The sequence below is a fragment of the Paenisporosarcina sp. TG20 genome (assembly GCF_000286315.1).
GTDB lineage: Bacteria > Bacillota > Bacilli > Bacillales_A > Planococcaceae > Paenisporosarcina.
In genome coordinates this window covers 1-15,801 of the sequence record NZ_ALJG01000353.1, presented here as the reverse complement: position 1 = coordinate 15,801, position 15,801 = coordinate 1, and the positions used below count along the sequence as shown (strand labels likewise).

Annotated in this window: 13 protein-coding genes; all 13 read right to left on the bottom strand. The window is 40.2% G+C overall.

From position 1 onward, the window contains the following. Window positions 1–400: 400 nt before the first annotated feature. Window positions 401–1,336, bottom strand: a complete 936-nt coding sequence (locus B371_RS22050; protein WP_083845006.1) for a threonine/serine dehydratase — start codon at window positions 1,334–1,336, stop codon at window positions 401–403. An 87-nt stretch (window positions 1,337–1,423) separates the two neighbouring features. Next, on the bottom strand, window positions 1,424–2,008 hold the full coding sequence (gene leuD, locus B371_RS0117540) for a 3-isopropylmalate dehydratase small subunit (protein ID WP_019415621.1): 585 nt from the start codon (window positions 2,006–2,008) through the stop codon (window positions 1,424–1,426). Between the two features lie 28 nt (window positions 2,009–2,036). After that, window positions 2,037–3,452: a 3-isopropylmalate dehydratase large subunit gene (gene leuC, locus B371_RS0117535; RefSeq protein ID WP_019415620.1), complete on the bottom strand. Its 1,416-nt coding sequence runs from the start codon at window positions 3,450–3,452 to the stop codon at window positions 2,037–2,039. Between the two features lie 18 nt (window positions 3,453–3,470). Next, window positions 3,471–4,571, bottom strand: coding sequence for a 3-isopropylmalate dehydrogenase (gene leuB, locus B371_RS0117530; protein WP_019415619.1), 1,101 nt, complete (start codon window positions 4,569–4,571; stop codon window positions 3,471–3,473). Between the two features lie 32 nt (window positions 4,572–4,603). After that, window positions 4,604–6,145, bottom strand: coding sequence for a 2-isopropylmalate synthase (locus B371_RS0117525; RefSeq protein WP_019415618.1), 1,542 nt, complete (start codon window positions 6,143–6,145; stop codon window positions 4,604–4,606). Then, window positions 6,123–7,166 (bottom strand): ketol-acid reductoisomerase, encoded by a 1,044-nt coding sequence (gene ilvC / locus B371_RS0117520; RefSeq protein WP_019415617.1) that lies wholly within the window; start codon window positions 7,164–7,166, stop codon window positions 6,123–6,125. Before ilvC ends, B371_RS0117525 begins: the two co-directional genes overlap by 23 nt. Before the next feature lie 29 nt (window positions 7,167–7,195). Continuing rightward, a complete protein-coding gene (ilvN, locus tag B371_RS0117515) occupies window positions 7,196–7,708 on the bottom strand; it encodes an acetolactate synthase small subunit (RefSeq protein WP_019415616.1) in 513 nt (170 codons plus the stop codon). Next, on the bottom strand, window positions 7,705–9,429 hold the full coding sequence (gene ilvB / locus B371_RS0117510; protein WP_087945504.1) for an acetolactate synthase large subunit: 1,725 nt from the start codon (window positions 9,427–9,429) through the stop codon (window positions 7,705–7,707). Before ilvB ends, ilvN begins: the two co-directional genes overlap by 4 nt. A 1,513-nt stretch (window positions 9,430–10,942) precedes the next feature. Continuing rightward, entirely contained in the window at window positions 10,943–12,130 is a 1,188-nt protein-coding gene (gene tuf / locus B371_RS0117505) for an elongation factor Tu (protein WP_019415614.1), read from the bottom strand. A 114-nt stretch (window positions 12,131–12,244) separates the two neighbouring features. After that, window positions 12,245–14,320: an elongation factor G gene (gene fusA / locus B371_RS0117500; RefSeq protein ID WP_019415613.1), complete on the bottom strand. Its 2,076-nt coding sequence runs from the start codon at window positions 14,318–14,320 to the stop codon at window positions 12,245–12,247. Window positions 14,321–14,371: 51 nt separating this feature from the next. After that, complete coding sequence (gene rpsG, locus B371_RS0117495) at window positions 14,372–14,842, bottom strand: 30S ribosomal protein S7 (protein WP_019415612.1); 471 nt, start codon at window positions 14,840–14,842, stop codon at window positions 14,372–14,374. 41 nt (window positions 14,843–14,883) lie between these two features. Beyond that, window positions 14,884–15,306, bottom strand: coding sequence for a 30S ribosomal protein S12 (gene rpsL / locus B371_RS0117490; RefSeq protein ID WP_019415611.1), 423 nt, complete (start codon window positions 15,304–15,306; stop codon window positions 14,884–14,886). Between the two features lie 101 nt (window positions 15,307–15,407). Then, entirely contained in the window at window positions 15,408–15,656 is a 249-nt protein-coding gene (locus B371_RS0117485) for a ribosomal L7Ae/L30e/S12e/Gadd45 family protein (RefSeq protein ID WP_019415610.1), read from the bottom strand. Between the last annotated feature and the right edge of the window lie 145 nt (window positions 15,657–15,801).

Sequence of the window (15,801 nt, the reverse complement as noted above, 5' to 3'; positions counted from 1 at the left end):
ACATATAAAAAAAGAATTGTGCAAGTTGTTTTGTTTAATTCTTTTTCATGCTTTCTTATTGTATGATGAAATCCACTTTCTTTCAATAGCTTAAGGAATAGTCCGAACATTAAGTTCTTATGATTTCGTAAACCAGGAACCAAACTAATGACTACTGTTGTATGTTTCTAGACTACTCTGTCTGGTGCAGTATTCTGACATTACGTAATGTATTATTATTTCATATTAACAAAGAATTTGCTAGTCCAATGAAACAAATACCTTAAATTGGATAACTAAGTTGTTCTGTTCGGAAAGTAGCTTACTATTATTCACTCGAAAGAAAGAGCCTAATTCATTATTGAATTTAGGCTCCCTCTTTATAGGTTTATATTCAAAGAATTGATAAACAAATAACAGATTAAAAAGAGCTAGGTGTACCGAGCTCAGTTGCAGTTTTTCTACATGCCGCAAGCTTACCGATATCAAAGTTACCACCACTAACAATAATACCTATATTGCTAGAGTAAAATGGTAGTCGTCGATGGAGTACAGCCGCAACCGATGCTGCTCCTGCTCCTTCTACTAACATTTTCTCGCGTTCTAGCATAAAGAGAATAGATGAAGCAATTTCTTGTTCCGTCACAGTGATAACGTCATCCACGTAAGATTTAATAATTTTTGTTGTTAGCTTTCCGGGTTCTTTCACTTTAATCCCTTCAGCAATTGTCGGTAAAAATGGTACAAGAGAGTTATTCGTACCGTGGAAAATAGAAGCAATGGCAGAAGCTGATTGAGCCTGAACACCAATAACGCGCACGGACGGTCTAATTAATTTTACGGCAATTGCAGTACCTGCAAGCAATCCACCACCTCCAGCTGGAACAACGATGGTGTCAAGGTCAGGACATTGCTGTAACATCTCCATTGCAACTGTGGCCTGGCCTTCAATTATAGCCAAGTCATCGAAAGGATGAACAAATACTGCTCCAGTGAAAAGCTGTTCTTTTTTTGACGCAGCATAAGCTTCTTCAAAATTCTTTCCTACTAGTATGACTTTCGCTCCGTAATGACGGGTAGCCATCACTTTCGCTTCCGGTGTTGTCTCTGGCATATATACTGTTACAGGTACCCCTTTTTCTCTTCCCGCAAGTGCGACGCCTTGTGCGTGATTTCCCGCTGAAGCAGCAATAATTCCTCTTGAACATTCCTCATCTGATAATTGACTAATTTTATTAAATGCACCACGTACTTTAAAAGAACCTGTTTTCTGCAAGTTTTCAAGTTTCAAAAAAACATTGCTGTCAGCGATACTATTTAACGTATTTGATTGTTTACAAGGTGTGCGGTGGACAATTGGTGCTAGTTGTTCGAATGCGCTGTTTAAACCTTCTATTCCGTAATTCCCAACAAAACCATCTCCTATTAATCGTGAAGTTTACCCTTAATGTCTTTTTTCTTCATATGCAGTGATAAGCGATTCGTATTGGAATGTTAAAGCTATTTCATCCCAACCTTTCAGAAGCATTTCTTTCCAATAAGGATCCATCTCGAACTTATAATGGGTCCCGTCTTGTGCCACAACGCTCTGGTCTTCCAAATTAACTTCTAACTTAAATAGTTCGTTTTTTCCTTTTTGAATAAGTTCGTCTACTTCATGCCCTTTTAATCGAATAGCAAGAACACCATTCTTCACGCAATTATTATAAAAAATATCTGCATAACTCGGTGCAATCACTACGTTAAAGCCGTAATCTTGAATTGCCCATGGTGCATGCTCCCGTGAAGAGCCGCAGCCGAAGTTTTCCTGGGCAACTAGGATTTCCGAACCCCTATAACGCTCATCATTAAGTACGAAGTTTTCCACAGTTGTTCCATCCGAGTTGAAGCGCCAATGATAAAATAAATATTTACCGAAACCTGTACGTTCTATTCTCTTTAAAAACTCTTTTGAAATAATTTGATCAGTGTCTACGTTTTTCCGATCAAGCGGTGTCATAACACTTGTGATCTTATTGATGGGTTTCATCGATAGACCTCCTCGTTAGTCTTTTTCATCAAGACGGCACTGATTCATGCATATATTTCCGAATGTCTGTGAAGTGTCCTTCTATCGCAGCCGCTGCTGCCATGACAGGACTGACTAAATGTGTCATGGCTCCCGCTCCTTGGCGCCCTTCAAAATTTCTATTTGATGTTGAAGCACAGCGTTCTCCAGCAGGCACAGAATCCTCATTCATCGCTAGGCACATACTACAGCCCGTTTCTCGCCATTCAAATCCGGCCTCTAGGAATATTTTATCTAAACCTTCCTCTTCAGCTGCCCTTTTTACTGATTCAGAACCAGGGACAACGATAGCCGTTACAGATGAGTGTACTTTTTTGCCTTCCACTACTTGACTCGCTGCTCGTAAATCTCCCAAACGTGCATTTGTGCATGAACCGATAAATACATGTTGGATAGCTATAGAGGACAGTGGTGTACCTTCTTCAAGTTTCATGTATGCAAGAGCTTGCTGTAGTGCATCGCGGTCTGCTTGTTTTTCAAAATCAGTTGAGTATGGAACGTGTCCCGCAATACCAGATCCCATGGCAGGATTGGTTCCCCATGTGACAAACGGAGATATTTCATCTGTATGAATGCTCAAAGATACATCATATTTAGCGTCTTGGTCAGTTGCTAGAGATAGCCACTGCACTGCCACTTTATCGAAATCAGCTCCTTGAGGAACATGTCTTCTTCCTCTTAAGTATTCAACTGTTGTTTTATCCGGGCTGATTAGTCCTGCCCTAGCTCCTGCTTCAATGGACATATTACAAATCGTCATACGCTGCTCCATCGTTAACTTACGAATGGCTTCACCCGTGTACTCAACGATATGACCTGTTCCCATATCAATACCAAACTTAGCGATTATCGCTAGAATAATATCCTTTGATGTTACCCCGAAGCCAAGATCTCCATCGATTCTGATTTCCATTGTTTTCGGTTTTGATTGCCATAGGGTTTGAGTAGAAAGTACATGTTCTACTTCACTTGTACCAATTCCGAAAGCTAAAGCTCCGAATGCACCATGTGTAGAAGTATGACTATCACCACAAACGATGGTCTTACCGGGTTGTGTCAATCCAAGTTCTGGTCCAATGACGTGAACAATGCCTTGATCCGGATGGTTTATCCCTGCAAGTGGCACTCCGAATTCATCGCAATTATCCTGTAAAGTTTTAATTTGTAAACGAGATATTGGATCTCTAATCGTGTCACGGTTTCTCGTAGGTACGTTGTGGTCCATTGTTGCAAAACATAAATCTGGTCGGCGAACTTTTCGACCATTCATCCGCAAGCCTTCAAATGCTTGCGGTGAAGTCACTTCATGCAATAAATGAAGATCTATATAAAGGAGGTCAGGCTTTCCTTGTTCCTCGTATACAATATGTTGTTCCCAAATCTTTTCTATAATTGTTTTGGGCATTTGAACTTCTCCTTTCATCTACACATACGAGTACATAATGTGTTCTGATACAAATTCTCTTTCAAGTTCTTCAATGACTTTTGTGACGAATTCGTCAGTGGAAACAACGCGCTTCCCTTTTCTGAAAAGATCACCTGTACAATAGCCATCTTCTAGAACTCCCATCACCGCTTCTTCTACTGCCACGGCTTCGGAATGTAGGCCGAAAGAATGTCTCAGCATCATCGCTGCAGATAATATAGCACCGGATGGATTTGCTTTGTTCTGTCCAGCGATGTCCGGAGCAGAACCATGTACTGGTTCGTAAAGACCGAATCCATCTGAACGGATACTTGCAGAAGGCAACATACCCAATGAACCAGTGATGACTGATGCTTCGTCACTTAAGATATCACCAAACATATTTTCAGTAACGATTACATCAAATGCACGTGGGTCAGTAATTAGCTTCATCGCTGCTGAATCGACAAGCATATGTTCCACTTCAACATCAGGATAAGCATTCTTTCGTTCTTCAACAACTTCACGCCATAGCTTGCTCGTTTCAAGCACATTGGCTTTGTCGATGGAAGTTAATTTTCCTCTACGAGTTCGTGCGATCTCAAAAGCCTGATTGACAATGCGCTCGATTTCTTTGCGTGTATACACAAGCGTATCGACTGCTGATTTCTCAGAACGTCGTTTTGGTTCCCCGAAATACAATCCACTAGTTAATTCACGCACAATCACCATATCCACTTCTTTAGCTACCTCTTCTTTTAATGGCGATGAGGACAAGAGTGATGGAATTGCCTTCACCGGTCGAATATTAGCGAATAAATCAAAATGCTTGCGGATGTTTAAGAGCCCTTTTTCTGGTCTCATATGAGAGGGATATTGATCCCACTTAGTACCTCCGACTGCACCAAGAAGGATTGCGTCACTCGCTTCACAAGCCTCAATTGTTTCTTGAGGTAGCGGATTTTCATGTTTATCTACCGCTATTCCGCCGATTGCCGCGTGATTAAAATGAAAAGTATGTCCATAACGCATTGCAATGGATTGCAGCACCTTAACTGCACCTTTAGTCACTTCTGGTCCGATTCCATCTCCGGGCAACACTGTTATTGTTTTTTCCATTATAAATTCCTCCTTGTCTTATCCACTTATATTCATTTTGTTGCTACTTCTTCAATTTTTTCTGATTTAAGGAGTTTACGATTAACTGCATTTAAATAAGCTTTTGCTGATGCCTCTAAAACGTCTTGTGCGACATCGCGTCCTGTAACTGCCTCTCCGTTATAACTCAGGTTAATAACCGCTTCGCCTAATGCATCGCGCCCTTTTCCTATAGAAGTTACACGATAATCCAAAATATGAACTTTGCCTTCTACAACTAGTTCTAATGTATTGAAAATCGCTTCAACTGCACCAGCTCCAGGCGCTGATTTGCTGATTTTATCTCCATTAGGATTTTGAACAGATACAGTTGCTGTTGGAACATTGTCAGTACTATATTGGACTTGAATACTTTCCAATTCATAGACTGGTGTGTTCTTTTCGTTAATTTGCTGGTCTGTAAGAAGAACATATAAATCGTCTTCTACAATCTCTTTTTTACTATCTGCTAGCTTTTTAAATTCTAAAAATGCCTTATTTATCTTCTCATCACTTAACTCGAAGCCCATTTTAATCGCACGATCTTTGAATGCGTGTCTGCCGGAATGCTTACCAAGCACCAACTCTGTCGCTACATCACCAATCAATGCGGGTGTGATAATCTCATAAGTTAGCGGATTCTTTAACATACCGTCTTGATGTATGCCAGCTTCATGAGCAAAAGCATTTTTCCCTACAATTGCTTTGTTAGACTGAATCATGCTTCCTGTTAACTGACTAACTAGTTGACTTGTACGCTTAATTTCTTTTAGATTTACGCCCGTTTCAACGCCATAGATTGGTTTGCGAATATGCAAAGCAACAGCTATTTCTTCCAATGCCACATTTCCTGCGCGTTCCCCGATGCCATTAATTGTTCCTTCAACCTGGTCTGCACCGTTTTCAATGGCTGCTAACGTGTTTGCCGTTGCCATACCAAGGTCATTATGACAATGTGCTGAGAGTTTAACTTTCTCAATACCAACTACATTGTCTTTCATGTATTTGAACATGGCACCGTATTCACTTGGTGTTGCATAGCCGACTGTATCTGGAAGATTAATTGTTGTGGCACCTGCTGCAATAACTTTTCGGATAATATGTGCCAAAAATTCAGGATCTGACCGTGAAGCATCTTCTGCTGACCACTGAACAAGCGGAAAGTATTTTCGAGCGTACTTAACTGATTCCACTGCGATTTCCACCACTTGTTCTGGTGTTTTCATCAGCTTGTATTGCATATGAATCGGTGAAGTAGCTAAGAAAATGTGAATATGAGGCTGTTCTGCTCCTCTTAAAGCTTCCCATGCTCTTTCAATATCATGTTCAACCGTCCGGGCAAGGCCCGTTACGATTGAATTTTTTACTGTATTAGCAATTCTCTGAACCGCATCAAAATCACCTGGAGATGCTGCTGGAAATCCAGACTCAATGATCGTGGCTCCAAAACGTTCAAGCTGGCGGGCAATTTCAATTTTCTCAGCTGTATTTAAGTTAATGCCCGCCGACTGTTCTCCATCCCGAAGCGTTGTATCAAATATGTCTACTTTGCGCACTTCCGACCACCTCTTTTTCTTTGGCTTTGCTACCTTCATTTATAAACGGCATCATCGCACGAAGTTCACTACCAACTTTTTCTATTTGATGAGATTCCTCAGCTTTTTCGATAGCAGTAAATTCTGGTCGGTTCAATTGATTTTCAAGCAACCAACCTTTTGCGAATTTCCCTGATTGGATATCGTTGAGAATATCCTTCATGCGAGCTTTTGTTCCTGCATCCACGACTCTTGGTCCAGAAACAAAATCTCCCCATTGTGCGGTATCTGAAATTGAAGAACGCATACCAGACATTCCACCTTCATACATAAGGTCAACAATTAATTTCAATTCGTGCATACATTCAAAGTAAGCTAGTTCTGGCTGATAACCAGCTTCTACTAGAGTTTCGAATCCTGCCTTCACTAAAGAAGTTAAACCTCCACATAATACAGCCTGCTCACCGAACAAATCTGTTTCTGTTTCTTCTTTAAACGTCGTTTCTAGTACACCCGCGCGTGTGCTACCAATACCTTTCGCATATGCAAGAGCTACGTCTTTTGCCTGCCCTGAGAAGTCTTGATGAATTGCAATTAATGAAGGTACTCCTGCTCCAGCTTCAAATGTACGGCGAACAAGATGTCCTGGTCCTTTAGGGGCTACTAAAAATACGTCAACACCTTCTGGTGCAACAATTTGGTTAAAGTGAACGTTAAACCCATGAGCAAAAACTAGTGATTTACCAGGTGTGAGTGCTGGCTTGATTTCTTCTTGATAAATTTGTGACTGACGTTCATCTGGAACAAGTACCATGATGACATCTGCTGCATGAGCAGCTTCCGCTACTGAACCAACCTGTAGACCATCCGCTTTTGCCTGATCAAATGACTTTCCTGGACGTACACCTACTACCACTTTATATCCTGAATCATTTAAGTTCTGTGCATGAGCATGACCTTGAGAACCATATCCGATAATTGCGATTGTTTTACCTTTTAATACCTGCTCGTTTACGTCTTGGTTATAATACATTTTTGCCATTTTCTTTTCCTCCTCTAATTGGTTGTTTTTTATAAAATTGATAGTTGTGCTGTATAAGGTTTTTGTGTTTCCCGAACAAATGCGGATACTCCTGTTCTCGTAAGTTCCTTAATTCCATATGGTTTGACCAAATCAATAAACGCTTCAATCTTTTCGGGATCCCCTGTCACTTGGAATGTTGTTACATTTTTACTCATATCAACTACCGTTGCTCGAAAAGGTTCAACAATACTGTAAATTTCGTTTCTAACGGATGGTGGTGTGACGACTTTAATAAGTGCCAACTCTCTCATGACCACCGCTTTATCTGTTATGTCATTTACTTTGATAACATCAATCTGTTTTTGCAGTTGTTTTAATAGTTGTTCAAGTTTTTCTTTGTCTTCAACATTTACTACGAATGTCATTTTCGACATCCCCGGTTGTTCCGTATGTCCTACTGAGATACTTTCAATATTGAACTGACGCTTCATCAAAAGGCCCGTCACACGGTTCAATACACCGCTTTGATTTATCACGGTCGTTGTTATGATTCGTTTCATACACCTTTCACTCCAATCATCTCATGCAACCCTGTCCCCGGTGAGACCATCGGATATACATTTTCCAACTGAGTAACCCGGCAATCAATTAGTACTGGTTCATTCGAATTAAATGCTTTCGCAAAGACCTCTTCTGCCTCTTCCATAGTCTCAACTTTATATCCTTGGATATCATAAGCCTCAGCTAATTTCACAAAATCAGGCTGTACAGGGATAAGAGACTGTGAGTATCGTTCTTCATAAAATGTTTCCTGCCATTGTCTAACCATACCAAGGCATCGATTATTTATAATGACAATCTTCACTGGAAGGCGTAATTCCTGAAGTAATGATAATTCCTGCATAGTCATTTGGAATCCAGCGTCACCGACGATAGAAATTACTTTTGCGTCTGGCTTAGCGAGCTGGGCTCCAATCGCTGCCGGAAAGCCAAAGCCCATCGTCCCAAGCCCCCCTGAAGTCACCCAGTTGTTTGGATGATTAAATGAATAGTATTGTGCGGCCCACATTTGATGCTGTCCAACATCCGTTGTCACAACTGCATCACCTTTGGTTAAACGGTGTATTAATTCAATCGCTTGTTGAGGAAGAATTCCTCGTAGTTTATCTGCCTTATATTGTAGTGGAAAATTCATTGAGTTTTCTGATAAGGTTTTCAACCACTCGACTGTATCTGGCTTTTCAAAATTTTGCTTTAATAGTTCAAGTAATGCTTCTTTTGCATCGGCTACAATTGGGATCGCAGTTGGGACATTCTTTCCAATCTCAGCCGGGTCGATGTCAATATGGATTACCTTTGCATTCGGTGCAAAGTGAGCAAGATTTCCAGTTAATCGGTCATCAAACCGGGCTCCAATGTTCATTAAGACATCGCACTCACAAATGGCTGTATTAGCTGTGTAGGTCCCGTGCATACCGGCCATTCCAAGAAATAAATTATGATTTCCAGCAATACTACCGAGCCCGAGTAATGTGTTTGTCACAGGAATTTGATAACGTTCTACGAATTCCTTTAATTCTGTACTTGCTTTGGCTGTTAAAACACCAGCACCAGCCAAGATAAGTGGCTTTTTCGCATTAGACAATGCTTTTACGGCTTTTTGAATTTGTAAGTAGTTAGGCTTCGTTGTCGGCTGATAGCCTGGTAAATTTATTTCCTCATCCTCCATAGAATTGTTTAAGAACAACTCATTTGAAATGTCTTTTGGTATATCTACAACGACAGGTCCTGGACGACCAGTGGAAGCAATGTGAAATGCTTCTTTAATGATTCGCGGAAAATCTTCTATATTTTTTACTTGATAATTATGTTTTGTAATCGGCTGCGTGATTCCTAAAATATCGGCTTCTTGGAAAGCATCTGTTCCAATAACTGTGGTTGCAACCTGTCCTGTGAAAATAACGAGAGGAAGTGAATCCAGCATTGCGTCCGCTATTCCTGTAACCAAGTTTGTTGCCCCTGGTCCCGATGTTGCGATAACAACTCCTGTTTTTCCGGATACTCTCGCATACCCTTCAGCAGCGTGTATGGCCCCTTGCTCATGGCGCGCAAGTATATGCTTGATTGGATTTCTATGCAAAGCGTCATAAATCGGTAACACAGCTCCTCCCGGATAGCCAAAGACCATTTCTACACCTTGTTGTTTTAACGACTGAATTAAGATATCTGCACCACTACCTTTTAGTTTCAGATCTGTCGCTTCAGTCAAACTAGCATTCATTCCCAATCCTCTCGCCTCCTTAAATGTTTTTAAAAATGAAAAAGCCTTTTCATCCCTACACAAAGAAACCCTGTTCTTTGTATAGGGATGAAAAAGCTTCATGGTACCACCCTATTTCACTGCGCAATTGCAGCCTCATGGATAAGCAATGCTTATCCTTTGATAACGATAACCTAAATGAATCAGTTACCGGGAAAGCCTATTTGGTATTAAACAATACCTTTCAGCATTCCACTCGGAGGGGATGTCGTAAATGGGTGTATTACCGGCTTCCATCAGTACCGGCTCTCTGGAAATACAAATTCCATTTACTTTAACCTCGTCATTGAGTTAAATTATTTTATTATTAGAACTTCAAATTACTTTTTCTATGTGTATGCGTGAATGACTTCGAAAAGTCATTCTTTATTTAAAAAAACTTATCAAAACTTGTTGCGATGAATCTGTTGATTTTTTATTTCTTAATGTAAAGTGTTGTTATCGTATCGCCTATTTCAAGTCGTGTCAATCATTATTTTTGAATTATTTAATTAATTGCGAATATTACAAATTAATGAATCCGCTTACATTATTGGTGTTACAAGGTTCTTGTGAATTTTTAGAATAAATAAATATATTTGATGAACATAGCTGAAATGGTGAAATAACAGAAATAGATTTGTGTATTCACTTGTCTGTTGGAGATGGTATTTTTATATTTGCGGTTCACAACTAAGTAACTTGACTATGAGAAGGGTTGGTTGATAGAACATCCAATTTGAACGATAGACCCTCTAGTATGACCGTTGAGCCTTACCTGAACGAAGGAAAGATTTAAGATGCGTCTTATACTCCAAGTCGACCTGGTAATGAAACAGTCTTTGGCAATCAAACAGTAGCGCAGCGTAAACAAAACTATTCTAAGTCCTGAATTGGATCCATTTCGCTTTTGGCTACATGGCTCTTTTCTGTTGGAGAGGTTGTTATTAAATTTGTGGTTCACCCAGTAAACTTGGCAATGAGACGGGTTTGGTTGATAGAACGCTCAGTTTGACCGATTAAGGCCTCAGTTTGACTGATCAGTCTCACCTGAACGAAGGATAGGTTCAAGAAGTGTCTTATTAGCCAAGTCGACTTGCTACTGAGACATTCTTTAGCGATCAAACAGTAGCGTAGCGTAAACAAAACTATTCTAAGTCCTGAATAGGACCCCTTTCGCTTTTGGCTACATGGCTCTTTTCTGTTAGAGAGGGTGTTTTTAAAATTGCGGTTCACCAAGTAAACTTGGCAATAAGACGAGTTTGGTTGATAGAACGCTCAGTTTGACCGATAAAGACCTCAATTTGACCGATAAGTCTCACCTGAACGAAGGAATGTTTCATTAAGTGTTTCATTAGCCAAGTCGACTTGCTACTGAGGCATTCTTTAGCGGTGTTCATTTGATCTTAATTAAAGATAAACGCCTCTACACGCGACAAATAGACAAATAAAAAACCCTTGCCAGCGTCCCGGCAAGGGTTTCTAAAAGTTTTAATTATTTAGTGATAGTCGCAACTACACCAGCACCAACAGTACGTCCACCCTCACGGATAGAGAACTTAGTACCTTCTTCAAGAGCGATCGGAGAAATAAGTGCTACCGACATTTCAATATTGTCGCCAGGCATAACCATTTCAACGCCTTCAGGAAGATTACAAACACCAGTTACGTCAGTTGTACGGAAGTAGAACTGAGGACGGTAGTTAGTGAAGAATGGAGTATGACGTCCACCCTCTTCTTTAGAAAGAACATAAACTTCTGCTTTAAAATCAGTATGTGGAGTAATTGAACCTGGTTTAGCTAAAACTTGACCACGTTGAATATCTTCACGTGATACACCACGAAGAAGAGCTCCAATGTTATCGCCAGCTTCTGCATAGTCAAGAAGTTTACGGAACATTTCAACACCAGTTACGATAGATGATTTCGGCTCTTCAGCGATACCAATGATATCAACAGGGTCACCGACTTTAATACGTCCACGATCAACACGACCAGTAGCAACAGTACCACGACCTGTAATTGAGAAAACATCCTCAACAGGCATCATGAATGGCTTGTCAGTTTGACGTTCTGGCATTGGGATATAAGAGTCAACAGCGTCCATTAATTCCATGATTTTTTCTTCCCATTCAGCTTCGCCTTCAAGAGCTTTAAGTGCTGAACCTTTGATTACTGGAATATCGTCACCAGGGAAATCATAATCAGAAAGAAGATCACGAACTTCCATTTCTACTAATTCAAGTAATTCTTCGTCGTCTACCATGTCACATTTGTTCATGAATACTACTAAGAATGGAACACCAACTTGACGTGAAAGAAGGATGTGCTCACGAGTTTGTGGCATTGGGCCGTCAGCAGCAGATACTACTAAAATTCCGCCGTCCATTTGTGCAGCACCAGTGATCATGTTTTTAACATAATCGGCATGCCCTGGGCAGTCAACGTGTGCATAGTGACGAGTTGCAGTTTCATACTCAACGTGAGAAGTGTTGATTGTGATTCCGCGCTCTTTTTCTTCAGGAGCGTTATCAATTTGTGCATAGCTCATTGCAGTACCACCAGAACGTTTTGCAAGAACTGTTGCAATTGCTGCTGTTAATGTTGTTTTACCATGGTCAACGTGACCAATTGTACCAATGTTTACGTGTGTTTTCGAACGATCAAATTTAGCTTTACCCATTATAGATGTCCTCCTCAAAATTTAAATTAATTTTTATTATGGATGATAAGGGACTAGTAGCCCTCATCATCCAATGTTTACAATATAGCTATACTAAAAGTTAACATGCAATTATTAACCTTTATTTTTTTTGATAATTTCTTCAGAAATTGATTTTGGTACTTCTTCATAGTGATCGAAGTGCATTGAGAAAACACCACGACCTTGCGTGTTAGAACGCAATGAAGTTGCGTAACCAAACATTTGAGAAAGTGGAACCATTGAACGAACTACTTGCGCGTTTCCACGAGCGTCCATTCCTTCAACACGTCCACGACGAGATGTAATGTCACCCATGATATCACCAAGGTATTCCTCAGGGATAACTACTTCTACTCGCATAAGCGGCTCAAGAAGTACCGGGCTACATTTTGATACTGCATTTTTTAATGCCATAGAAGCAGCAATTCTAAACGCCATCTCATTCGAGTCAACATCATGGTAAGATCCGTCAAATAGACGTGCCTTGATGTCAATTAGTGGATATCCAGCAATTACACCATTGTTTAATGAGTCACGAAGACCCGCTTCAACAGCTGGAATGTATTCACGTGGAACACTACCACCGACAACTCCATTTACGAATTCAAAACCTTTTCCTTCGTCGTTTGGAGAGAATTCAATCCAAACGTGTCCAAATTGACCACGTCCACCAGATTGACGAACGAACTTACCTTCAACAGAAGCTGATCCACGGAATGTTTCACGGTAAGAAACCTGTGGCGCGCCCACGTTAGCTTCTACCTTGAATTCACGACGCATACGATCAACAATTATATCAAGGTGAAGTTCACCCATACCAGCGATGATAACTTGACCAGTTTCTACATCTGTATGAGCACGGAAAGTAGGATCTTCCTCTTGAAGTTTTTGTAAAGCTTGACCCATTTTATCTTGGTCAGCTTTTGACTTCGGCTCAACAGATAACGAGATTACTGGCTCTGGGAATACCATAGACTCAAGGATGACTTGTTGTTTCTCATCACACAATGTATCTCCAGTTGTTGTATCTTTAAGACCAACAGCTGCTGCGATATCACCACAATATACTTCTGCAATCTCTTCACGAGAGTTTGCGTGCATTTGTAGGATTCGTCCTACACGTTCACGCTTACCTTTAGTTGAGTTTTGCACGTAAGAACCAGAAGAAAGTGAACCAGAGTACACACGGAAGAATGTTAACTTACCGACGTAAGGGTCCGTCATTACTTTAAATGCTAATGCAGAGAAAGGCTCTGAATCGTGTGGTTTACGTAAAACTTCTTCTTCTGAATCCGGAAGAAGACCCATCATAGGTGGTACATCTGTTGGTGCTGGAAGATAATCAAGTACAGCATCAAGCATCAATTGAACGCCTTTGTTTTTAAAAGCAGTTCCACAAATAACAGGATAGAATTCTACATTTAACGTACCTTTACGAATAGCAAGTTTTAATTCTTGTAATGTGATCTCTTCAGCATTAAGGTATTTTTCCATTAACGCTTCATCAAGTTCAGCAACACCTTCAACTAATTTTTCACGCCATTCATTTGCAATTTCAATATGGGATTCAGGAATTTCTCTCACTTGGATGTCTGTTCCTTCATCGTTTCCATAATAGATAGCTTTCATTTCGACTAAGTCGATAATCGCTTCGAAGTCGTCTTCAGCACCAATTGGCAATTGAATAGGATGAGCATTAGCTTGTAAACGGTCATGGATTGTTCCTACAGAGTATAGGAAATCCGCGCCTAATTTATCCATTTTGTTAACGAAAACAATACGTGGTACACCATAAGTTGTAGCTTGGCGCCATACTGTTTCAGTTTGTGGTTCAACACCCGACTGTGCATCAAGAACTGCAACAGCACCATCAAGTACACGAAGTGAACGTTCAACTTCAACTGTAAAGTCAACGTGACCTGGTGTATCGATAATATTTACACGGTGCCCTTTCCAAGAAGCAGTTGTAGCAGCAGAAGTGATTGTGATTCCACGCTCTTGCTCTTGTTCCATCCAGTCCATTTGTGAAGCACCTTCGTGCGTTTCACCAATCTTATGGATACGACCCGTGTAATAAAGAATACGCTCAGTAGTTGTTGTTTTACCAGCATCAATATGAGCCATGATTCCGATATTACGTGTATTCTCTAAGGAGAATTCTCTAGCCATTTTTGTATTTCTCCTTCCAACTCAAATTAGAATAATAGTGGATGAAAAATTCTACCAGCGGTAATGAGCAAATGCTTTGTTTGCTTCCGCCATTTTGTGCATTTCTTCACGTTTCTTCACAGATGCACCTGTGTTGTTAGAAGCGTCAAGAATTTCATTAGCTAAACGCTCTTCCATTGTTTTCTCTCCACGAAGACGTGAATAGTTAACTAAATAACGAAGACCTAAAGTTGAACGACGTTCCGGACGAACTTCCATTGGTACCTGATAGTTAGAACCACCTACACGGCGAGCTTTAACTTCAAGTAATGGCATAATGTTTGTAAGTGCTGCTTCAAATACTTCTAGAGGATCTTTACCTGAACGTTCTTGAATCAGTTCAAATGCTCCATAAAGAATTTTTTGAGAAGTACCTCTTTTACCATCTACCATAATTTTATTTATTAAACGAGTTACTAACTTTGATTTATAAATTGGATCTGGTAACACATCACGTTTGGTAACAGGACCTTTACGAGGCATGTGTTTTCCTCCTTTCGGTGAAATCTATGATTTTATTTTAATTAGCTTTTTTTAACTTTAGGGCGTTTAGTTCCGTATAATGAACGGCTTTGCATACGACCAGTTACACCAGCTGTATCAAGAGCACCACGAACGATATGGTAACGAACACCCGCTAAGTCTTTTACTCGTCCTCCACGGATTAGAACAACACTGTGTTCTTGAAGGTTATGACCTTCTCCTGGAATGTACGCAGTAACCTCTAATAGGTTAGTTAAACGTACACGAGCATATTTACGTAGCGCTGAGTTTGGTTTACGTGGTGTCATTGTACCAACACGTGTACAAACCCCACGTTTTTGTGGAGAGTTAACGTTTGTTAATGTTTTTTTAGCGCTGTTATAACCTTTATTCAACGCTGGAGAGTTTGACTTAACACTCTTGGATTTACGAGGCTTACGTACCAATTGATTAATTGTAGGCATCGATTATTCCTCCCTTCTTCTGATTATTGTAATACCACACATCCAGGTGGTTCATTTTCGGGTAAAAAACAAAGTCTTTGTGTTTTCATACACAAAAACAGTTACACAGTAATTGCAACAACTGCTGCACCCACTTGAAGTCCGCAGGCTTTACCGAGTTCTATTTTAGACTCTACAAAGTCAATTTTCACACCATGTTCTTCCGCTGTTGTAATCGCAAGTTGGGTGATTCGATTGTCTGCATCAAGAGCCACGAGAATTTCTACTACATGGCCACCGAGAATTGCTTTTACTGTTTGCTTAGTACCGATGACGGTTTTTTTCGCCTGATTAACTTTTTCATAAGACATTTAGCATATCCTCCAAAGACCCAGACCCTTAACTATCAACCTTGAATATTTTATCATTCAAAGTTTTTTCTGTCAAGGCATTTTTAATGAAAAACTTTAGTAAGTCGAGATAGACAAGACTCCTCCGTTTCACACATAAAGAGAA

Bases quoted from the DNA above. Each gene is read 5' to 3' on its own strand.
- leuD (WP_019415621.1), bottom strand. From the start codon at position 2,008: ATGAAACCCATCAATAAGATCACAAGTGTTATGACACCGCTTGATCGG.
- leuC (WP_019415620.1), bottom strand. From the start codon at position 3,452: ATGCCCAAAACAATTATAGAAAAGATTTGGGAACAACATATTGTATAC.
- leuB (WP_019415619.1), bottom strand. From the start codon at position 4,571: ATGGAAAAAACAATAACAGTGTTGCCCGGAGATGGAATCGGACCAGAA.
- ilvC (WP_019415617.1), bottom strand. From the start codon at position 7,166: ATGGCAAAAATGTATTATAACCAAGACGTAAACGAGCAGGTATTAAAA.
- ilvN (WP_019415616.1), bottom strand. From the start codon at position 7,708: ATGAAACGAATCATAACAACGACCGTGATAAATCAAAGCGGTGTATTG.
- ilvB (WP_087945504.1), bottom strand. From the start codon at position 9,429: ATGAATGCTAGTTTGACTGAAGCGACAGATCTGAAACTAAAAGGTAGT.
- tuf (WP_019415614.1), bottom strand. From the start codon at position 12,130: ATGGGTAAAGCTAAATTTGATCGTTCGAAAACACACGTAAACATTGGT.
- fusA (WP_019415613.1), bottom strand. From the start codon at position 14,320: ATGGCTAGAGAATTCTCCTTAGAGAATACACGTAATATCGGAATCATG.
- rpsG (WP_019415612.1), bottom strand. From the start codon at position 14,842: ATGCCTCGTAAAGGTCCTGTTACCAAACGTGATGTGTTACCAGATCCA.
- rpsL (WP_019415611.1), bottom strand. From the start codon at position 15,306: ATGCCTACAATTAATCAATTGGTACGTAAGCCTCGTAAATCCAAGAGT.
- B371_RS0117485 (WP_019415610.1), bottom strand. From the start codon at position 15,656: ATGTCTTATGAAAAAGTTAATCAGGCGAAAAAAACCGTCATCGGTACT.